Genomic DNA, 19,077 nt, shown 5'->3' on the forward strand with positions numbered 1-19,077 from the left:
GCAACTGCGGGGCGGAGTTTGGCCGACAAATCTTAAGCGCCGGTTTCCGGCGGCTGGGCAACCTGCCTGTTGCCGCGAAAGCCGGTGGCGATGACGAATTTTTCCGAGCTGTCGGAGCGGCTTGCCGGAGGTTTCACATTCGCCACTTTGGTGAAGTTCTGCTTCAGCTTGGTTTGCAGTTCGGCTTCGGCCCCACCCGCCAGCACCTTGGCCACGAAGGTGCCACCCTCTTCCAGCACGTCAAAGGCAAATTCGGCGGCGGCATCGCACAGCGCGATGATGCGCAAATGGTCGGTGCCCTGATGCCCCGACGCGGCGGCGGCCATGTCTGACATCACCACATCGGCGCGGCCCCCAAGCCAGGCCTTCACCTGCGCCTCGGCACCATCGGCCAGAAAATCAAGCTGATGGATCTGCGCCCCGGCGATCGGGTCAACCGCCTGCAGATCGACGCCAAGCACGGTGCCCTGCTTCTTGCCCGACCTGTCGGCAAGCGCATTCACCCGCGCCACCGCCACCTGGCACCAGCCCCCTGGCGCGCAGCCAAGATCGACCACCCGCGCACCTGGCACGAGAAAGCGGTATTTGTCATCGAGCTCAAGGATCTTGTAGGCGGCGCGGCCGCGGTAGCCTTCCTTTTTCGCGCGCTGCACATAGGGGTCGTTGAGCTGTCGCTCAAGCCAGAGCGTCGAGGAAAGCTTGCGCCCGCGCGCAGTTTTTACCCGCACCCTGAGGTCGCGCTGCCCGCGCCCCGATGCGCCGCCGCCTGCCGGATTTGTCATTTCATATCATCCCGTCTTCGGTAAGCACGCCATCGGCGGCCATTTGAGCGTAAAGCAACCCTTCGCGCAGGCCGCGATCTGCAACCGACAGCTTGTCGGTCGGCCAGACCCGCATCAGCGCCTGCAAGATCGCCGCGCCCGACATGATGAGCGTGTGCCGGTCGCGCCCGATGCGCGGGTCGGCGCGCCGACCTTCCGGGCCGAGGGTCAGAAAACCGCGGATCACCGCGTCGATTTCGGCACTGGTCATCTGCAGGCCGTCAACCTTGGTGCGGTCATAGCGGCGCAAGCCAAGGTGGCAGGCCGCAACCGTTGTAACCGTGCCCGAGGTGCCGATGATCTGGAACCCCGCGCGCGGGCTGCCCGCGAGATAGGGGGTAAAGGAGGCAAGCTTTTCCTCGAAATACCAGCTCATCAGCGCGAACCGGGCGGCATCATCCTCGACGTCGATGAACTGGTCTTTCAGCGTTGCTACGCCTAGCGGCACCGAAATCCAGTCCACCACCCGCGCGGCGGCGCGCGCCCCCTGATCGGCGTTGAACCCGGCGGAAAGCCGCATGATCGCGCGCGCACGTTCCGGCCCCGGCACAGAGGTCAGATCGATCCAGACCAGTTCGGTGGAGCCGCCGCCAATATCGACGACCAGAAGCTGGTCGGTCTTGTCGCTGACCAGCGGCGCGCAGGAGATCACCGCCAGCCGCGCCTCCTCTTCGGGCTGGATGATCTCCAGCGGCAGGCCAGTTTCGCGGGTGACGTGGCGGATGAATTCGCGGGCGTTGCGGGCGCGCCGACAGGCCTCGGTGGCGACAAGTCGCATCCGCGTGACACCGTGCTCCTCGATCTTGCGGCGGCAGATTTGCAGCGCCTGCACGGTCCGCCCCATCGAGGCGCGCCCCAGCCTGCCGGTGGCCTCAAGCCCGTAGCCAAGCTGTACAGCCTTGGAAAAGCTGTCCACGACCAGAAACTGCGCGCCCGCGGGGCGGGCGATCAGCATTCTGCAACTGTTGGTGCCGAGATCGAGCGCGGCATAAAGCTCGCCCGTCGCGGCGGATTGGGTGCCGGGTGGCTCTACCGCCTTCGGGAACGCGCCCGCACCCACGGGACGCCTGGGCGTCATCTGAACGCCCTCCGATTTCAAGTTGCCCTCAAGCTAAGCGCCAGAGCGCCCCAGTGCAAGCCCGGCTTTCAGCCGATGGTGGCGGGGCCGGCCGCCCGAGTGCTGCGCCGCGGCCTAGGGGCTGGGTCGCGGCGTGGCTTCGGCACTGCGCAGCACCGGGCGCACCCGGCGCAGGCGCAGCGCGTTCGACAGCACGAACACGCTCGAAAGCGCCATTGCGCCCGCCGCCAGCACCGGCGAAAGCAGCAGGCCGAAGCCGGGATAAAGCACCCCCGCCGCCACCGGAATGAGCGCCACGTTGTAGCCAAAGGCCCAGCCGAGGTTCTGGCGAATGTTGCGCATGGTGCGCGCCGAAATGTCGAAAGCGTTGACCACGCCGCCAAGATCGCCCGAGATCAGCACCACATCGGCGCTTTCAATGGCAATATCGGTGCCGGTACCAATGGCGATGCCGACATCGGCATGGGCAAGTGCGGGGGCATCGTTGATACCGTCACCGACATAGGCAAGCTTTGCGCCGCCCGCGCGCAACTGCGTCAGTGCCGCCACCTTGCCCGCGGGAAGCACTTCGGCCACCACATGGTCGATGCCAAGCTCGCGGGCGACGGCGGCAGCGGTCGCGGCATTGTCGCCGGTTATCATCGCCACCTTCAACCCGAGCCGATGCAGCGCGGCAACTGCGGCGCGGCTGGAAGGCTTGACCGGGTCGGAAACCGCAATCACCGCCACGGCAACCCCGTCAATCGCGGCGTATAGCGGGGTCTTGCCCGCCTCGGCCAGCCGCGCCCCGCCGGGTGCCAGCGCTGAAATATCGATGTTCTCACGCCGCATCAGCCGGTCCGCCCCGATCAGCACCGCGTGGCCTTCGACCTCGGCCTGCGCGCCAAGGCCGGGGATCGCGGCAAAGAGGGTCGCGGCAGGCAGCGCCAGCGCCTCGGCCCGCGCGGCTGCCACGATGGCCGTGCCAATCGGATGTTCCGACAACTGCTCGACCGCCGCCACCAGCCGCAGCACCTCGGCGCGGTCTTGCCGGGCTGCAAGTTCGAGGTCGGTCAGCATCGGGCGGCCGAGGGTGAGCGTGCCGGTCTTGTCGAGCGCCACGATACCCACCGATTGCAGGCTTTGCAGCGCATCGCCCTTGCGAAACAGCACCCCGAGCTCTGCCGCGCGCCCGGTTCCGACCATGATCGAGGTCGGGGTGGCAAGGCCCATCGCACAGGGGCAGGCAATGATCAGCACCGCCACCCCCGCGACCAGGGCATAGGTCAGCGCCGGGTCGGGGCCGAAGATCAGCCAGACGGCAACTGTCGCCGCCGCTGCCGCCATGACTGCGGGCACGAACCAGAGGGTGATCCGGTCGACCAGACCCTGGATCGGCAGCTTGGCACCCTGCGCCTGTTCGACCATGCGGATGATCTGCGCCAGCATCGTATCGGCACCCACCTTGGTGGCGCGGTAGCTGAAGGCACCGGTGCCGTTCACCGTGCCGCCGACCACCGCATCGCCCGCCGCCTTGGAAACCGGCAGCGGCTCGCCGGTAATCATGCTTTCATCAACGTAGCTCGTGCCCTGCGTTACCTCGCCATCAACCGCCAGCCTCTCGCCGGGGCGCACGCGCAGCAGATCGCCCACCACGATCTGCCCGATCGGCAGATCGACCAGCGCGCCGCCGCGTTCCACCTGTGCGCTTTTCGCCTGCATTCCCACCAGCTTGCGGATCGCCGCCCCGGTGCGGCCCTTGGCGCGGGCTTCGAGAAAGCGGCCAAGCAGGATCAGCACCACGATCACCGCCGCCGCCTCGTAATAGACCGCGCGGCTGCCTGCGGGCAGCAGCGCCGGAAAGAACGTGGCCACCACCGAATAGCCATAGGCCGCCGCGGTGCCGAGCGCCACCAGGCTGTTCATGTCGGGCGCGCCACGCAGCAGTGCCGGAAAGCCCTTGCGGTAAAAGCGCCGCCCCGGCCCGGCCAACACCACGGTGGTCAGCACGAATTGCACGAACCAGCTCATCTGATGGCCAATGACATTACCGACCCAGATGTGGAAAGCCGGGATCAGGTGGCTGCCCATTTCCAGCACGAACACCGGCAACGCCAGCAGCGCCGCGAACAGCGTGAGGTCGCCCAGATGCCGCGCTTCCGCGTCCTTGCGGGCACCGGTGTCGGTGGTGGTCAGTGCCTCGCCCTTGATCGTTGCCGGATAGCCAGCGGCAGCGGCGGCGCGCACCAGCACCTCGGGCATTCCCTGCGCCTCAAGATAGCGCACCTGTGCCACCTCGCTGGCAAGGTTCACCCGAGCCTCGATCACCCCCGGCACCGCCGCCAGTGCCCGCTCCACCCGCCCCACGCAAGAGGCGCAGGACATGTTCTGCACGTCCAGCGACAGCTCGGCGCTGCGCGGGGGATAGCCCGCCTTTTGCAGCGCCGACACGATGCCAAGCGCATCCGCCGGGGCAGCGTAAGCTACCTGCGCCGTTTCGTCGGCAAGGTTCACACTTGCGCTTTCCACCCCCGGCAGCGCGCGCAGCGCCCGTTCCACGCGACCCACGCAAGAGGCGCAGGACATGCCCTCGACGAAAAGCCTGAGCTCTGAATATGCGGTCATACGATCCTCGCTTGGCATCGGTGGCACCCTACATAGGGGTTTGCGCGCGCCAAAGGTCAAGCGGGCACCCGGAGTTTTAGACCGGTCGCGCCGCCGCGTACCCCAAACAAGCTTACAAACTGCGGTGCAAAGCGGTATCACTCGCAAATGCCGCGTGCCTGCTCAAGGCGGGCTGGTTCCGGCGACCTCGCGCGCCTTGCGGGAGACAGAAACCGATGCTGCAAACACGTTCGGTGCTGCGTGACGGCGTTATCCACCCGCCCACCGGGCTTGAGATCATCGTTGCCGATCACTGCAACATCACCTGCCGCCAATGCAATCATGGCTCGCCTGCAATCGGCAAATGGTATGTCTCGCCCGAAGATATCGGCCGCGATCTGGCGATGCTTGCGCGGCATTACCAGCCAGCCTTCCTGAAATATATCGGTGGCGAGCCGTTGTTGCACCCCGACCTGCCCGGCATCCTCAGGGCGGGCCGCGCCTCGGGCATTGCCAGCCATCACATGCTCGTGACCAACGGCATGCTGCTTGACCGGATGCCCGCCGAGGCCTGGCCGCTGCTTGACGAGATCGAGGTATCGCACTACCCCGCAGCCGGCCTCAGCGAAAGCGACCTGGCGCGCCACCGCGCCACGGCAAAGGCGCATGGCGTGCGCTTTACCCTCAACGCCCACGCCGAGTTCCGCCGCACCTTTACCCGGATCCGGAATGACGACGACGCGCTGGTAGAAAAAATCTTCAAGGCCTGCAAACCGGCAAATGTCTGGGGCTGCCACGGGATCTACAAGGGCGCGATCTACCGCTGCCCGCAATCGATCTATGCCCCGCGCCTTGCGGGAACCGAGGACTTCGACGGATTTGTGCTTGCCGAAAGCGCCGATTTCGCGGCGCGGCTGCTGGCGTTTCTGAATGCGCAGCAGCCGCTTGCCTCGTGCCGCTACTGCGTCGGCACCGTGGGCAAGAAAGAGCCGCACATCCTGCTTGGGCGCAAAGTCTGGTCGGCCGACCTCGACATTCCCGCAAGCGAGATGATCGATGCGCGGCTGCTGGCGGAAAGCCTGGAAAATTTCGTGCTCGTGGATGACTGCAAGACGCCGGAGCACCGGATGAAAAAAGCCGGGCGGTTGCAGCGATTTCTGGCAAGACTGCACTACCGGCCCAAACGCCTTCGCAAGGCAACCCACAGACGGCCGGGGCCATGAGGTGGCGCGGTTCTTGCCCGGTCGCCGCTTGATTTTCAGGGTGCGCTCTGCCACTGAATGCAGCGGCAGCAATGCCCACTGCCCGCCCGAAAGCTGATGAAGGTCCGCCACAAAGTGTTCAACCAATCCTACAAGGTCGCAGGGCCCGATATCGTCCACGAGGAATTCGACGGCGATCTGGTGGTGCTCAATCTTGGAACCGGGCGATACTTCGGCTTCAACGCCGCCGCCGCGGCAATCTGGGGCGGGCTGATGGCCGGGGCGCGCCCTGCCCGCTTTTGCGGCCTTGGTCTGGCTGATGCAGAGATCGGCCGTTTTGTCGCGGAACTCGCCGATCTCGGGCTGATCCTGGCTGACCCCGAAGCGGCAGACGCGGCACTGCCCGAAGAAATACGCCAAGCGCTTGCCGCCGCCGTCTCGGCCCCTTCGGTGGAAAGCTATGATGACCTTTCCGATCTGATCGTTGCCGACCCGATCCATGATGTCGATCAGGAAACCGGCTGGCCCCACGGGATCCGGCCGGCATGATGCGGGCGCGCAGACGCACCCCGAACCCGGGTGCCGCGCGGTGAATACCGGCAACCTGATCGAATACCTCGACTGGCTTTTCGCCCATTTCGACGCCGCCTTCGCGCGGGCAAAGGCGCAGGTCTGCGTCACCCTCGGCGGCGCGCGCATCGATTGCCGGACTTCGATTGGCAGCTATGCCGAAACCCTGCGCATTGCCCTGGCCGATGGCGGCGCGCCGATCAGGGCCGATTGCCGCATTCTGGTCGCCTGCGCCGATACGCTCGGCCTGCCCGGATTGCCCGCCTGGGATGAACCATTCTTTCTTGAGCGCGCGGTTGAAGCGGCGCTTTCGGCTACGCGGTATCGGCTGCATCACATGGCCGAAAATGGCTTCTGGCAGTTCTACGACCGCGAAACCGGCCGCGGCCTCCAGTTGCAGCGCACCGCGCGCGACCTGCCGCCCTGGGATGGCGGCTCGCCGCTGCGCAATTTTCTGCACTGGCACATGCGCGGCGCTTCCCGCGCGCTGGTTCACGCCGGCAGCCTCGGGATTGGCGGGCGCGGCGTGTTGCTTTCCGGGCCGGGCGGATCGGGCAAATCCGGCACGGTTCTGGCGGGCATTCTGCACGGCCTCGAAACCGTGGGCGACGACTACGTTCTGGTCGATGTGGCGCAGGCAACCCTTGCAAGGCCCTTGTTCAGAACCCTCAAGACCGACCCTGCGGGCTATGCGCGGCTTCAATTGCAGCACTGGCCCGCAGTCCGGCCCGGTCTGAACTGGCAAGGCAAGCACCAGTTCACCCTCGGCGACATTGGTGCAGCGCCGCAAACTGCGGGTCTGGTGATCGACGCAATTTGCCTGCCGCGCGTCGGCACCGACAGAACCACCCGGTTCGATCCGGTCAGCCCCAAGCAGGCGTTTCTGGCCATTGCGCCTTCAGGCGTTTCGCAGATACCGGGGGATCGCGATGTGTCGTTTGGGGTGTGTGCGGCTCTGGCGCGCCGCCTGCCCGCCTACCAGATGACGCTTGGCCCCGACCCGGGCGAAATCGCACAGGCCATGACAGGCTTCATCGAGGATTTGCGCCCGTGAAAACCAGTGTCATCATTCCCACCTTCAACCGCGCCGCTACCCTGCCGCGCGCCATACATTCCTTGCTTCGCCAGCGCGACGCGGCAGAGCTGGATATTCTGGTCATCGACGATGGCTCGACCGACGAAACCCCGCTGCTGCTTGCCGATCTGATGCGCGAGCACGCCGAGATCCGCATGCTACGGCAACCCAACACCGGGGTCGCGGGGGCGCGCAACGCGGGGCTTGCGCATCTGCTGCCTGAAACCGAATTCGTCACATTCCTTGATTCCGACGATATCTCGCCCCCCGGCCGCTTCGCAGCCGACCTGCCCCGCCTGCGCGCCGCCCCCGGCGTGGCGCTGAGTTACGGGCGGATGATGCTGGTGGACGCAATCGACCCCGAAACGCTGCTGCCCACCAGCACTGCGAAACGGGCCGATATTGTCGGCATCCACCTTTCCTGCGCGATCTTCCGGCGCGCGCTTGTCGAGCGGATCGGCAGCTTTGATCTGACGCTTCGGCAGGCGGAAGATACCGATTACCTGCTGCGCGTGTTTGAATCCGGTGCCGAATTCATCCAGACCGAAACGCTTTGCGTGTATTATCTGCGTCACCCGGAAAACATGACGCGCAATACCGAAGAGGCGATACGGTACTTTGCGCTCGCGGTGCTGAAATCCATCCGGCGGCGGCGCGCCGACCCGGGCATCGTGCTTCGCAAACCGGATTTTGCCCTGAAGTCGCTGGTCGAGATCGGATATTTCTGATGCAACCTTACGGTGTCGTGATCCCCGCCTACAATGCCGCCCGCACGCTTGCGGAAGCCCTCGAGTCCGTGCTTGGCCAAAGCGTGCCGCCAGCCGAGGTTGTGGTTGTCGATGACGGCTCAAGCGATAACACGGCCACGATAGCGGCCGGGTTCGCGCCACGGGTGCGGGTGCTGCGCCAGTCAAACACCGGCCCCGGTGCCGCCACCACCCGCGGCGTGCAGGAAATCACCTCGCCGATCCTTGCTTTTCTGGATGCCGACGATCTCTGGCTGCCGGGAAAGATGCAGGTGCAGCTTCAAGTGCTGCACGACAACCCCGACCTTGCACTGGTCAGTTGCCGGATGCGGCAGTTTCGCCACGGCGTGCCCGACGATGGCACCGGCGAAGAACGCGGCGGGCTTTTGCGCCCCTGTGTGGTGTTGCGGCGTGCGGTTTTCGATGCGGTCGGGCCAGTGCTCGATCTGCCGGGAAACCGCGGCGACATGGTGGACTGGTTTGCACGGCTGCGTGCCGGCGGGCACCGGACCATGGAGCTTGACGAGGTTCTGGCGCTGCGCCGCATTCTGCCGGGCAGCCTTTCGCATGGCCGTGCGGCCGGGCGCGACATCGGCTACCTGAAAGTGGCGCATCTGGCGCTGCTACGAAACCGCCGCGCCGCAACTGACGGGGAACAGGGTTGATCATGGCGCAACCGCCCGCCATTTCGCGCAGGTTTCCAGCCATCGGCTGGGCATGGCCATCGGGCGCGCTTGATCTCTTGATCCGGGCGGCGGTTTGCCCTGACCCAATCGAAGGGCGGCAGGCATTTCTTGACTGGCTCGCCACCAACACCATCGATAGCGCCGGGTTCCGCGAGCACCGGCTGCTTGCCTCGATTTCCGAGCGCTATGGCAAAGACCTTTCGGCGCTCCCCGAGCACGCGCGCCTCGTCGGGTTGCAGCGGCATTTGTGGACCCGCTCACGCATGGCCCTTGCCGATGCGCTGCCGGTGCTCAAGGGGCTGGGGGAAGCGGGTGTTTCGGTCATGCTGATCAAGGGCGGGTCGCGGATCGCCGCCCATGCCGATGACCAGCGCGCCCGGGTTGCGCATGACCTCGACATTCTGGTGCCGCCCGCCGATTTCGCCCGCGCAATCGACATATTGTCGGATCTCGGCTGGGGCGCATCCAGCGGCGAATCGCGGCTTTGCCTCAAGGCGCGCGCCGGGGCGGTTCGGGCGATGAACTTTTACGGCGAGCGGTTTGGCGACATCGACCTGCACCAATGGGGCTTCGGCGCGGCAGCCCCGCTGCCGGATGCGGAGGCAGCACTTTGGCAAAATGCCCGCAGCGCCTCCTTTTTCGGGGTGCCGGTGCAGATTCCCTCGCCGACCGACAGGCTGGCACTGGCAATCTGCCACAGCGGCCTTGATGCCCATGCGCACAGCGACTGGCTGGTTGATTGCGCGCAGCTGATTGTTGCTGGCGAAATCGACTGGGAAAGGCTTCTTTCCACGCTCGCCGCCGCCGATGCGCTGGTGCCCGCGCAGGTCGCGCTTTCCTACCTGCATGATGAGGTTGGTCTGGCGCTGCCGGACGCGTTCCTGTCGCGGCTGCTGGCGGAACCCGCGCCGGGCCCGATGCAGCGGATATCGGACCTCTTGCAGGCCAAGCCACGGGCGGAATGGCGCGCGTGGTCACGCCTTGCGCGCGGAATTGCCAAGCAGTTGCGGCTCTTGCTCGGGCACAAGGCCAGGCCCGCGCCTCAGCCGCTGCAAGGTCGGATCCGGGCCGCGAAGGCCGCGTCGCCGAACTCGGCACTCGCCACGCATGTCCGCCTGCGCGATCTGCCCACCCAATCCGCCGGGGCCACCCGCTTTCACCTTGAGCTTGAGGTGCATATGCCGGGGCTGCCGCGGCGGGTCGAATTCGAGCTCAACACCGAGACCCGCCACCTCGCGCGGCTGCGCGCGCGCAGCCTGCGGCGGCTAAGCGGCGCGGCGCGGATCAGCTTTGACGGCGAGGTTGACCTGCCCGAAGGCGACTATGGGCTTTGGCTTGAAGCGCGACCGGGCCGCCATGCGCGCGCCGCCACTACCCCTGACGATGCGGCGCGTTACGCCGCGTTACGGTTTCTGGTGGTGTCGTTCACCTGGCAACCGGTTGCACCTGCCGGGCAAGCCGAGTGACCCATCAGCCCTTGACCCGGTGCGCCATTTCATGCGGTATCCGGCGGGCGCGCCAAGGCTGGCATGAGCGCATTGCAAGGGCAGGATGATGGACTACGGAAAAACCGGGGCACCGCCAAAGCCCAAGAACACACCGCGCCACACCGAGCATAACGCCAAGGGAACCGAAAAGAACCCCTTTGGCGAAAGCGCGCGGAAAACCGAATTGCTCACCCGGATGCAAGCCGCTGCGGCGGCTCGGAAGAAGGGCTGATCGCGTCGGCAGGTGCCTGGCGGCCATTTCGCCGCAATCCGCGATCAGTGCGCACTCGGCGCGGGCTTGCGGGCAGTCTCCGCCGCCGCCTTGCCCGAAAGCTCCTCCAACGCCCGTGACGCCCCCCGCAAGAGCGGCAGCAGCGTGGCTTGCAACGAATGATAGATGTCGGGTTTGCCGAAGAACTGCCGCTCGACCGGCGCTCCCGCCGCGTCGATCTCGGGAAACCAGCCGCCGCGCGCATGATCGATCAGGCGGGCATCGGCAAAGGTCCAGAGCCGCCGATACCAGGCCTCATCCGCCGCGCGCGGATCGAGCTTGAGCAGCGTCGCCATTGCCCCGATCGCCTCGGTCACCGGCCACCAGTAGCGGTCGGCAATGGCAACGCCGCCTTTAGTGTCAAGCGTATAGGCAAAGCCGCCATCCGGCAGCCAGGCATCGGCAAGCGCGCGGTCAACCAACTGCCGCGCAATTTCCACCGCGTCACCCGGCGGGCGGCCACTCAGATCCCAGTGCTGCAGGATGAGACGGCCAAGCTCGAACGAATGGCCGGGTGTGGTGCCTGCGGGGCGAAACATCGGATTGCCGCTGTAGTCCGGATCGACCTGCCAGCTTTCGGTGTAGTGCTCGGGCAGGCGCCAGCCATGCGCCGGGGCAATGCGGCGCAGGAAGAAATCGAGAATGCGGCCTGCGCGCGCCAGAAACACCGGGTTGCCGGTCGCCTCATAGGCAGCAAGCATTGCCTCGGCACCGTGCATGTTGGCATTCATGCCGCGATAGGTTGAAAAGGGCTGCCAGTCGCGGCGGAATTCATCGCGCAAAAGGCCGCGCGCTTCATCCCAGAAATGGCTGTCGATGACCCGCGAGACATCGGCAACAAGCCGATCCGCATCGGGGTGTCCTACCTGCGCGGCGCTTGCCGCCGCCAGCAACACGAAGACATGGCCATAGGCGAGCTTGCTGCCATCGGCCGCCGCCCCGTCCTGCACCGACCACGAATAGCCGCCGTGCTCGCCGTCGCGGTGGGCGCGCCAGAGAAAGCCCATTCCCGCATCGATGATCGCGCTGGCCCCGGTATCACCAAAGGCCTGCCCGAGCGCATAGGCATGCACCAGCCGGGTTGTGGTGTGCAGTTCCTGCGGACCGCCGCAGCGCGGTGTGCCATCATGGTTCAGCACATCAAAGCCGCCATCCGGGCGCAGGCTGGCCCGGAAGAAATCAAGCTGTCGCCACGCCTCGGTGTTCAGCCAGGCCCGGTGCAGTGGATCCGCCAGCCAACTGCCGCTGCTCGCTTCGGTTCCGATCGCGCTTCTGGGGCACATGAGCGTTTCCCTGCTATTACCTGCGCTCGATAGCAAATCCCGCCGCGGGCTGCCATTGGTCTTGCGTGGCGGCGCAGGTCGGCCCTAACCGAGCGCATAGCCTGCTCCGCGCACGGTGCGGATCGGGTCGGCACCGCCGCTGCGCCCAAGCACCTTGCGCAGGCGGCCGACATGCACATCAACCGTGCGGGTATCAACGTAGATGTCGCGCCCCCAGACCCTGTCGAGCAACTGCTCGCGGCTCCAGACCCGGCCCGGACGTTCCAGAAAGGTGGCAAGCAGGCGGTATTCGGTGGGTGCCAGCGCCAGAAGCGTTTCGGCGCGGGTCACCCGATGGGTTTCCGGGTCAAGCCGGATGTCACCCCATTCCAGCGCCTGTCCGACCACCGCGGGGCGGGTGCGGCGCAGCAGCGCGCGAATCCGTGCCATCACCTCACCAAGCGAATAGGGTTTGCTCACATAGTCATCGGCCCCGGTCTCAAGGCCGCGAACCATGTCGGTTTCTTCCGAACGGGCCGAAAGCATCAGCACCGGCAGATCGCGGGTGGCGGCGCGCGCCTTGAGGCGACGGCAAACCTCAAGCCCCGAGACATGCGGCATCATCCAGTCGAGCACCACCAGATCGGGCGCGCGTTCGGCGACCATCGCCAGCGCCTCTTCGCCATTCGTGGCAGTTACCACGTCGTAACCCTCGGCTTCGAGATTGTAGGCCAGAAGCTCGCGTTGCGCCGGCTCATCTTCGACCAGCAGCACCGTTGCCCGCGCCACCGCGGCCATCAGAGCCCCCTGCCCGGTTGGCCAAGCGTGGCACCCTCGTCCTTGGGCCTTTCCTCACCCGGAAGCGCGCCGGAAACGAGGTAGATCACCTGTTCGGCAATCGAGGTTGCATGGTCACCGACACGCTCGATGTTCTTGGCAATGAAATGCAGGTGCAGGCAGGGCGAAATCAACCGCGGGTCGGCCATCATATGGGTCACGAATTCCCGAAACAACGCGCCATACATCTGGTCCACTTCCTCGTCGCGGGCCCGCACCTCGCGCGCAAGCTCGGCGTCGCGGCGCGCATAGGCATCAAGCGCATCGCGCAAAAGCAGCCCCACCTGCCGCGCCATGCGCCGGATCGAGCCCGCCGCGCCTTCGACACGGGGCATTTCGGCCAGCACCAGCGACCGCCTGGCGAGGTTCTTGGCATAATCGCCGCAGCGCTCCAGCGCGCTCGCTATCTTCATCACCGTCAGGACGGTGCGCAGATCCCCCGCCGTTGGCGCGCGCAAGGCGATCACCTTCGCGCATTCGGCATTGATCTCCTCTTCCAGCGCATCGAGTGCCGCGTCGCCTGCCCGCACCCGTTCTGCCAGTTCGCCATCGCGCGCCTCCAGCGCGGTTGCGGCGTCGTTCAGCGCGGCCTCTGCCAGCCCGCCCATCTTCATCACCAGCGCCTGGATGCGTTCCAGATCCCGGTCAAAGACGGCAGCGATATGTTCGTGGGTCATCTGGGCCTCCCTCAGCCGATCCGTCCGGTAATGTAGCTTTCGGTACGCGGGTCGCTCGGGCTGGTGAAAATCTGCCCGGTTTCGCCGAATTCCACCAGCGATCCGAGGTGGAAGAAGGCGGTTTTCTGGCTCACCCGCGCCGCTTGCTGCATCGAATGGGTGACAATGACCACCGAAAAGCTCGCGCGCAATTCGTCGATCAGCTCTTCGATCTGCGCCGTGGCGATCGGATCGAGCGCCGAGGCCGGCTCGTCCATCAGCAGGACTTCGGGCGCGGTGGCAATGGCGCGGGCAATGCAGAGCCGCTGCTGCTGGCCGCCCGAAAGCCCGGTGCCGGGCGTCGCCAGCCGATCTTTCACCTCGCCCCAGAGCGCCGCGCGGCGCAGCGAGGTTTCGACAATCTCGTCAAGATCTTCGCGGCGGCGCGCCATGCCGTGGATGCGCGGCCCGTAGGCGACATTCTCGTAGATCGATTTCGGAAACGGGTTCGGTTTCTGAAACACCATGCCGACCTGCGCGCGCAGCTGCACCGGGTCCACCGAAGGCGCATAGATATCTTCGCCGTCAAGCGTGATTCTGCCTTCGACGCGGCATCCCGCAATGGTGTCGTTCATCCGGTTGAGGCAGCGCAGAAAGGTCGATTTGCCGCAACCCGACGGGCCAATGAAGGCGGTGACGGTGGCAGGCGCGATGTCCACGCTGACATTGAAGAGCGCCTGCGTGCTGCCATAATGCACGTTGACGCCGGAGGCGGTCATTTTTGGGGTCTGCATCGAATTCTCCGGGGTCACCATTTGCGCTCGAACCTCGCGCGAAGGAAAATCGCCAGCGCGTTCATCGCGGCGAGAAAGGCAAGCAGCACGAGGATTGCCGCCGAGGTGCGGGAAACAAAACCGCGCTCCGGGCTATCGGCCCAAAGGAAGATTTGCGTCGGCAACGCGGTCGATGCGTCAAACGGCGTCGCCGGGGCAGCGGTGAGAAAGGCGTTCATGCCGATCAGCAACAGCGGCGCGGTTTCGCCCAGTGCCTGCGCCAGCCCGATGATGGTGCCGGTCATGATGCCCGGCATCGCCAGCGGCAGCACATGGTGGAATACCACCTGCTGGCGCGAGGCACCAATACCCATTGCCGCTTCGCGGATGCTGGGCGGCACCGCAATCAGCGCCGCGCGGGTGGCTATGATGATGGTCGGCAAAGTCATCAGCGCCAGCGTCAGGCCGCCGACGAAGGGCGACGAGCGCGGCATTCCGAACCAGCCCAGAAACACCGCCAGTGCCAAGAGGCCGAACACCACCGAGGGCACTGCCGCGAGGTTGTTGATGTTGATCTCGATGATGTCGCTCAACCGGCTTTTCGGTGCGAATTCCTGAAGGTAGATCGCGGCACCGATACCGAGCGGAAAGGCGAGCAGAAAACAGGTGGCAAGCGCGTAGAACGACCCGACCAGCGCGCCGCGCAGCCCGGCAAGCTCGGGAAAGCGCGAATCCGCATTTGTCAGCAGCGCCCAGTTGATCGGGCGGCTCACCAGACCCTGGGCGGCGAGCGTGTCGAAGGCCGCGATTTCGGCATTGTTCAGGCGGCGGTTCGCTTCGGGCGTGTCGCGCAGCACCAGGCCCTTGTTGAGCTGGTCAAAGGGGTCCGAAACCGGCACCGTCAGGGTCACGCTGCGGCCGATCAGGCTCGGGTCGGCAACCACCGCATCGCGCAGCCGGAACTGCGCGGCATTGGAAAGAATGCTCGAAAGCTTGCGCGCCTCGGCGGCGGGCAACGCAGGCAGCGCCGCCTGCATCGCGTCCTGCACCAGCGCCCGGTAGTTGCCCCGGGCGATTTCCTCGGGCTTCACCCGCTCGGCGCTGACCGGGAATTCAATGCGGATATGGGTCTGGGTAAAGGCCTGCCAGCCGGTCGCAACCAGCGAGCCAATAAGCAGGAACAGCATCAGGGCCGCCAGCGCCAGCGCGGAAAAACCCAGCGCCCGCAGCGTGAATTCGCGGCGCCTGCGACGGCGTAGCAAGCCCGGGTTGAAACGCGTCATGGCTTCTTTCCCTCAGTCATAGATTTCGCGGTATTTGCGCACCAGCCGCAGCGCCAGCACGTTGATGGCGAGCGTCACCAGAAACAGCATCAACCCCAGCGCGAAGGCCGCCAGCGTCTTGGGGTTGTCAAATGCGGTGTCGCCAATCAGCAGGGTAACGATCTGCACCGTCACCGTGGTCACGCTGTCGAGCGGGTTGATGGTCATCCGCGCAATCAGCCCGGCGGCCATCACCACGATCATGGTTTCGCCAATGGCGCGGCTCACTGCCAGCAGCACCCCCCCGGCAATGCCGGGAATGGCGGCGGGGATCAGCACCTTGGTAACGGTTTCCGCACGGGTTGCGCCGAGCGCCAGGCTGCCGTCGCGCAGGGCACGCGGCACCGCCGAAAGCGCATCGTCGGCAAACGAGGCGATGAAGGGGATAAGCATGATCCCCATCACCCCACCCGCCGCCAGCGCGGTGTTCGGTGCCACGGCAATGCCCCAGGCCGAGGCCGCCGAGCGCAGCGCCGGGGCCACGGTCAGAACCGCGAAGAACCCGTAAACCACGGTTGGAATACCGGCGAGCATTTCGAGCAGCGGCTTGGCCACGGAACGCAGTCTGGGGGAGGCGAATTCATTGAGATAGACCGCGGAAAACAGTCCCACCGGCACCGAAAAGCCCATTGCAACCACGGTTATGACCAGCGTTCCAAGAATGACCGGCAGCCAGCCGAACGCCCCCGCCCCGGCGACCTGATCGGCGCGCATCGGGATCTGCGGCTCCCAGTTGGTGCCAAACAGGAATTCGGTAAACGGCACCATCGAGAAAAACCGCGCGCTCTCGAAGGCGAGCGAGGCCACGATGCCCGCGGTGGTGAAGATCGCCGCCAGCGCACAAAGCACCATCAGCCCATGCAGGATGCGCTCGACGCGCTGGCGGGCGCGAAACGCTGCAGAAACCTTGCGGCGCGCCATGAACAGGGCGAAGGCCGAGGCAAGCGCGACTGCAGCGAAAAGCAGGGCGCGCGAGGTCTGCGTCAGGGTGCCGAGATATGCGGCGGCTTCGAGCTTCCAGGGTTCCGGGGTGCCGAACACTTGGCCGCGCGCGATCGAGCCAATTTCGGAGCGCATCAGCGCCCGGGTGCCGCCATCAAGACCCGCCGCGACCGCCTCAGGCAGCGACGCCAGCACCAGCCAGTCGATCACCGCGCCTTGCAGCGCCAGCCAGACGAGAATGAGCACCATGCCCGGCACCGCAACCGCCAGCGCCGAGCTGGCACCGTGATAGGCCGGCAGCGAATGCAGCTTTGCCCCGCGACGCCAGACTGCCGCGGCAGCATGCCGGTTCCAGAACCAGCCAGCCAGGCTGGCAATGAACAGCAGCAGGAATGCGGCAGCGGTCATGCGGGGCTCGCGAAGCAGGAGTGCAGGGGTGCCGCCCGCACCATTGGCGCGGGCGGCAGAGTTGGCATCACTTCGCGGGGGCGGCCATCGGCGTCGCCGCAATCACGCTGGCCTGCACGGCGGCAAGCAGGTCAGGTGCCAGCACGGTCAGCCCGCGCTCTTGCAGGTAGCCACCATCGGCAAGCGCAGCTTCGGAAACCAGTTCCTCAATGAACTCGGGAAGCCCGGCGATCACGCTGCGGTGTGCGTTCTTGATATAGACATAGAGCGGACGCGCCACACCGTAGCTGAAATCGGCAATCGTCTCGGCACTCGGCACCACGCCATCGACCGCGATCCCGGCAAGCTTGTCGGCGTTCTCGTAGAGGAACGAGTAGCCGAAGATGCCAATCGCCGAAGGATCAGCTTCGATCCGCTGCACGATCAGGTTGTCGTTCTCGCCCGCTTCCACGAACGGCCCATCCTGGCGCATCCGCGAGCAGCTGTCGGTCAGGAACGTGGCTTGCTGGTCGGCCGGCAGGGCCTTGTAGTAGTCGAGTTTCTTGCAGCCGTCGTGCATGACCAGTTCGACAAACGCATCGCGGGTGCCCGAAGTGGGCGGCGGGCCATAGGCAAGAATGGCGGTATCGGGCAGGCTCGGGTCGATCTCGGACCATTTCTTGTAGGGGTTGGCGACCCAGGCACCGTTCACCTCGGTTTCCGCAGCAAGCGCCTGATAAATCTGCTTTTCAGTCAGCGCCCATACAAACGGGCTGTTGCGCGAAACGGCCAGGCTCAGGCCATCATAGCCGATCAGCACTTCGGTGATGTCGGTCACGCCATTGGACGCGCAAAGCTCGAATTCCGATTTCTTGATGGCGCGCGAGGCACCGGTGATATCGGCATGATCCTCGCCCAGACCGGCGCAAAACAGCTTGAAGCCGCCGCCGGTCCCCGTCGATTCGATCACCGGCGACGGTTTGCCGGTGACATTGACAAAGTTCTCTGCAACCGCTTGCGAATAGGGAAACACGGTCGACGAACCGACCAGGCGAATTTGTTCGCGCGCCACGGCAGCGGTTCCCGAAACCGCGGTCATCGCCAGCACCGAGATCGCCAGTTTGAAATTGGACATTAGGTTCTCCTGTCAACTCGACCACCAGGAGCGGCAGTCTTGCGGCTTGGCTAATCGAGACGCGCAATGCTTTTGCGACGGCAAGGTAACAGTTTCATGACATGCGCCGGGATCCGGGCGGCGGTGGCGGAGGCCAGCGCTACTCGGCCGGCAGGATCACCGTGAAGGTGGAACCCTTGCCCGGCGCACTGGCGATCACCAGCCTGCCGCGGTGCCGCTGCACGATGTGCTTGACGATGGCGAGGCCCAGCCCGGTTCCGCCCTTGGTCCGCGAACGGTGTGTATCGACACGATAAAACCGCTCGGTCAGCCGCGGGACATGCTCGGGCGCAATGCCCTCGCCGCGGTCGGTCACATCAACGGCAAGCGCGGGTCCGCGCAGCGCGGGATCATGCGGCACCGACCGCAGGGAAAACGAAACCTGGCCGCCGCCGCCATATTTCACCGCATTCTCGATGAGGTTGAAAAACACCTGCGCAAGCTGATCGGCGTCGCCACGCAGCCAGGCGGGGCCCGCCGCACCCTCCGCGACGATGCTGACCCCGGCCTGCTCGGCGGCCGGGCGCAGCGATTCGCTGACACCCGTCAGCACCGCCGCCAGATCGACCCGCGCCGTCGGCCGCACCCGCTCTTCCGCTTCGACCCGGCTCAGTTGCAAGAGATCGCGCACCAGCCGGTTCATCCGCTCGGCCTCGCCCGCCATCACCGCCAGAAACCGCGAGCGCGCGGCAGGGTCATCCCTTGCCGACCCCTGAAGGGTTTGGATGATGCCGAGCAGCGCGGTCAGCGGGGTGCGCAACTCGTGGCTCACATTAGCCACGAAATCACGGCGGAACTGGCTGATCTGCTCGGCCTCGCTCACATCCACGAGGCTGGCGAGCACGCAGTTGCGGCCATCGCCTGCCACCGGCCGCACCTGCACCCGATAGACGGTCTCGCGCGAGGGGCCGCTGTGCACATGCTGCGCCTGCCCCTCCTTGCCTTCGCGCAGCGCCGCTTCGATGGCAGCCAGCGGCCCGGGCTGGCGCAGTGCCAGAGCATAGTGACGGCCGACCTGCTCGGCACCGAAAAGCGCGCGCGCCGGGGCGTTGGCCGCCTCGATGCGCGCGTCGTCACCGATCAGAAGCAGCGGATGCGGCACCGCTTCAAGGAGCGAATCGACAAATTGCGACCTCATGCCAACCCCCAAATGTTCGCGCGCCCGACATAGCAGGTTTGCCGCAAAGGTCAGCCATTTCCGTTCA

Annotated in this window: 18 protein-coding genes; 7 read left to right on the plus strand and 11 right to left on the minus strand. The window is 65.8% G+C overall.

Annotation, left to right across the window (positions count from 1 at the left end):
* Positions 1–32 precede the first annotated feature (32 nt).
* From Q8J98_RS06965 to Q8J98_RS06975, 3 genes are all read right to left on the minus strand, one after another.
* Positions 33–782, minus strand: a complete 750-nt coding sequence (locus tag Q8J98_RS06965; protein ID WP_305185800.1) for an RlmE family RNA methyltransferase — start codon at positions 780–782, stop codon at positions 33–35.
* A gap of 1 nt (position 783) precedes the next feature.
* Complete coding sequence (locus Q8J98_RS06970; RefSeq protein ID WP_305293720.1) at positions 784–1,899, minus strand: Ppx/GppA phosphatase family protein; 1,116 nt, start codon at positions 1,897–1,899, stop codon at positions 784–786.
* Positions 1,900–2,013: 114 nt separating this feature from the next.
* A complete protein-coding gene (locus Q8J98_RS06975; protein ID WP_305293721.1) occupies positions 2,014–4,503 on the minus strand; it encodes a heavy metal translocating P-type ATPase in 2,490 nt (829 codons plus the stop codon).
* Between the two features lie 215 nt (positions 4,504–4,718).
* Here Q8J98_RS06975 and Q8J98_RS06980 point away from each other — a divergent pair, with 215 nt between their 5' ends.
* From Q8J98_RS06980 to Q8J98_RS07010, 7 genes are all read left to right on the plus strand, one after another.
* Positions 4,719–5,705: a radical SAM protein gene (locus Q8J98_RS06980; RefSeq protein ID WP_305293722.1), complete on the plus strand. Its 987-nt coding sequence runs from the start codon at positions 4,719–4,721 to the stop codon at positions 5,703–5,705.
* Positions 5,706–5,801: 96 nt separating this feature from the next.
* The gene (locus Q8J98_RS06985; protein WP_305293723.1) at positions 5,802–6,233 is read left to right on the plus strand and encodes a PqqD family protein; all 432 of its coding nucleotides are present in this window, start codon (positions 5,802–5,804) and stop codon (positions 6,231–6,233) included.
* A 40-nt stretch (positions 6,234–6,273) separates the two neighbouring features.
* Positions 6,274–7,308 (plus strand): hypothetical protein, encoded by a 1,035-nt coding sequence (locus tag Q8J98_RS06990; RefSeq protein WP_305293724.1) that lies wholly within the window; start codon positions 6,274–6,276, stop codon positions 7,306–7,308.
* Positions 7,305–8,057 carry a glycosyltransferase family A protein gene (locus Q8J98_RS06995; RefSeq protein WP_305293725.1) on the plus strand — a complete coding sequence of 251 codons (753 nt, stop codon included), beginning with the start codon at positions 7,305–7,307 and terminating at the stop codon, positions 8,055–8,057. Before Q8J98_RS06990 ends, Q8J98_RS06995 begins: the two co-directional genes overlap by 4 nt.
* Positions 8,057–8,740, plus strand: coding sequence for a glycosyltransferase family A protein (locus tag Q8J98_RS07000; RefSeq protein WP_305293726.1), 684 nt, complete (start codon positions 8,057–8,059; stop codon positions 8,738–8,740). The genes Q8J98_RS06995 and Q8J98_RS07000 overlap by 1 nt, the downstream gene beginning before the upstream one ends.
* 2 nt (positions 8,741–8,742) lie before the next feature.
* The gene (locus Q8J98_RS07005; RefSeq protein WP_305293727.1) at positions 8,743–10,227 is read left to right on the plus strand and encodes a nucleotidyltransferase family protein; all 1,485 of its coding nucleotides are present in this window, start codon (positions 8,743–8,745) and stop codon (positions 10,225–10,227) included.
* A gap of 88 nt (positions 10,228–10,315) precedes the next feature.
* Complete coding sequence (locus Q8J98_RS07010) at positions 10,316–10,480, plus strand: hypothetical protein (protein ID WP_305185810.1); 165 nt, start codon at positions 10,316–10,318, stop codon at positions 10,478–10,480.
* Positions 10,481–10,524: 44 nt separating this feature from the next.
* Here Q8J98_RS07010 and Q8J98_RS07015 read toward each other — a convergent pair whose 3' ends face one another.
* The 8 genes from Q8J98_RS07015 to Q8J98_RS07050 all read right to left on the minus strand — a co-directional run bounded on the left by Q8J98_RS07015 (position 10,525) and on the right by Q8J98_RS07050 (position 19,010).
* Positions 10,525–11,802 carry an AGE family epimerase/isomerase gene (locus tag Q8J98_RS07015; RefSeq protein WP_305293728.1) on the minus strand — a complete coding sequence of 426 codons (1,278 nt, stop codon included), beginning with the start codon at positions 11,800–11,802 and terminating at the stop codon, positions 10,525–10,527.
* Between the two features lie 84 nt (positions 11,803–11,886).
* Positions 11,887–12,579 (minus strand): phosphate regulon transcriptional regulator PhoB, encoded by a 693-nt coding sequence (gene phoB / locus Q8J98_RS07020; RefSeq protein ID WP_305293729.1) that lies wholly within the window; start codon positions 12,577–12,579, stop codon positions 11,887–11,889.
* Entirely contained in the window at positions 12,579–13,295 is a 717-nt protein-coding gene (gene phoU / locus Q8J98_RS07025; RefSeq protein ID WP_305293730.1) for a phosphate signaling complex protein PhoU, read from the minus strand. Before phoU ends, phoB begins: the two co-directional genes overlap by 1 nt.
* Before the next feature lie 11 nt (positions 13,296–13,306).
* Positions 13,307–14,068, minus strand: a complete 762-nt coding sequence (gene pstB, locus Q8J98_RS07030; protein ID WP_305293731.1) for a phosphate ABC transporter ATP-binding protein PstB — start codon at positions 14,066–14,068, stop codon at positions 13,307–13,309.
* A gap of 14 nt (positions 14,069–14,082) precedes the next feature.
* Positions 14,083–15,330: a phosphate ABC transporter permease PstA gene (pstA, locus tag Q8J98_RS07035; protein WP_305293732.1), complete on the minus strand. Its 1,248-nt coding sequence runs from the start codon at positions 15,328–15,330 to the stop codon at positions 14,083–14,085.
* A gap of 12 nt (positions 15,331–15,342) precedes the next feature.
* Complete coding sequence (pstC, locus tag Q8J98_RS07040) at positions 15,343–16,719, minus strand: phosphate ABC transporter permease subunit PstC (RefSeq protein ID WP_305293733.1); 1,377 nt, start codon at positions 16,717–16,719, stop codon at positions 15,343–15,345.
* Between the two features lie 67 nt (positions 16,720–16,786).
* On the minus strand, positions 16,787–17,833 hold the full coding sequence (locus Q8J98_RS07045; RefSeq protein WP_305293734.1) for a substrate-binding domain-containing protein: 1,047 nt from the start codon (positions 17,831–17,833) through the stop codon (positions 16,787–16,789).
* 139 nt (positions 17,834–17,972) lie between these two features.
* A complete protein-coding gene (locus tag Q8J98_RS07050) occupies positions 17,973–19,010 on the minus strand; it encodes a cell wall metabolism sensor histidine kinase WalK (protein WP_305293735.1) in 1,038 nt (345 codons plus the stop codon).
* Positions 19,011–19,077 lie beyond the last annotated feature (67 nt).

Source organism: Phaeovulum sp., assembly GCF_030684035.1.
Lineage (GTDB): Bacteria > Pseudomonadota > Alphaproteobacteria > Rhodobacterales > Rhodobacteraceae > UBA6213.

Excerpts from the sequence above, each read along its gene's own strand:
- Q8J98_RS06965 (WP_305185800.1), bottom strand. The coding sequence starts at position 782 with ATGACAAATCCGGCAGGCGGCGGCGCATCGGGGCGCGGGCAGCGCGAC.
- Q8J98_RS06970 (WP_305293720.1), bottom strand. The coding sequence starts at position 1,899 with ATGACGCCCAGGCGTCCCGTGGGTGCGGGCGCGTTCCCGAAGGCGGTA.
- Q8J98_RS06975 (WP_305293721.1), bottom strand. The coding sequence starts at position 4,503 with ATGACCGCATATTCAGAGCTCAGGCTTTTCGTCGAGGGCATGTCCTGC.
- Q8J98_RS06980 (WP_305293722.1), top strand. The coding sequence starts at position 4,719 with ATGCTGCAAACACGTTCGGTGCTGCGTGACGGCGTTATCCACCCGCCC.
- Q8J98_RS06985 (WP_305293723.1), top strand. The coding sequence starts at position 5,802 with ATGAAGGTCCGCCACAAAGTGTTCAACCAATCCTACAAGGTCGCAGGG.
- Q8J98_RS07000 (WP_305293726.1), top strand. The coding sequence starts at position 8,057 with ATGCAACCTTACGGTGTCGTGATCCCCGCCTACAATGCCGCCCGCACG.
- Q8J98_RS07005 (WP_305293727.1), top strand. The coding sequence starts at position 8,743 with ATGGCGCAACCGCCCGCCATTTCGCGCAGGTTTCCAGCCATCGGCTGG.
- Q8J98_RS07010 (WP_305185810.1), top strand. The coding sequence starts at position 10,316 with ATGGACTACGGAAAAACCGGGGCACCGCCAAAGCCCAAGAACACACCG.
- Q8J98_RS07015 (WP_305293728.1), bottom strand. The coding sequence starts at position 11,802 with ATGTGCCCCAGAAGCGCGATCGGAACCGAAGCGAGCAGCGGCAGTTGG.
- phoB (WP_305293729.1), bottom strand. The coding sequence starts at position 12,579 with ATGGCCGCGGTGGCGCGGGCAACGGTGCTGCTGGTCGAAGATGAGCCG.
- phoU (WP_305293730.1), bottom strand. The coding sequence starts at position 13,295 with ATGACCCACGAACATATCGCTGCCGTCTTTGACCGGGATCTGGAACGC.
- pstB (WP_305293731.1), bottom strand. The coding sequence starts at position 14,068 with ATGCAGACCCCAAAAATGACCGCCTCCGGCGTCAACGTGCATTATGGC.
- pstA (WP_305293732.1), bottom strand. The coding sequence starts at position 15,330 with ATGACGCGTTTCAACCCGGGCTTGCTACGCCGTCGCAGGCGCCGCGAA.
- pstC (WP_305293733.1), bottom strand. The coding sequence starts at position 16,719 with ATGACCGCTGCCGCATTCCTGCTGCTGTTCATTGCCAGCCTGGCTGGC.
- Q8J98_RS07045 (WP_305293734.1), bottom strand. The coding sequence starts at position 17,833 with ATGTCCAATTTCAAACTGGCGATCTCGGTGCTGGCGATGACCGCGGTT.
- Q8J98_RS07050 (WP_305293735.1), bottom strand. The coding sequence starts at position 19,010 with ATGAGGTCGCAATTTGTCGATTCGCTCCTTGAAGCGGTGCCGCATCCG.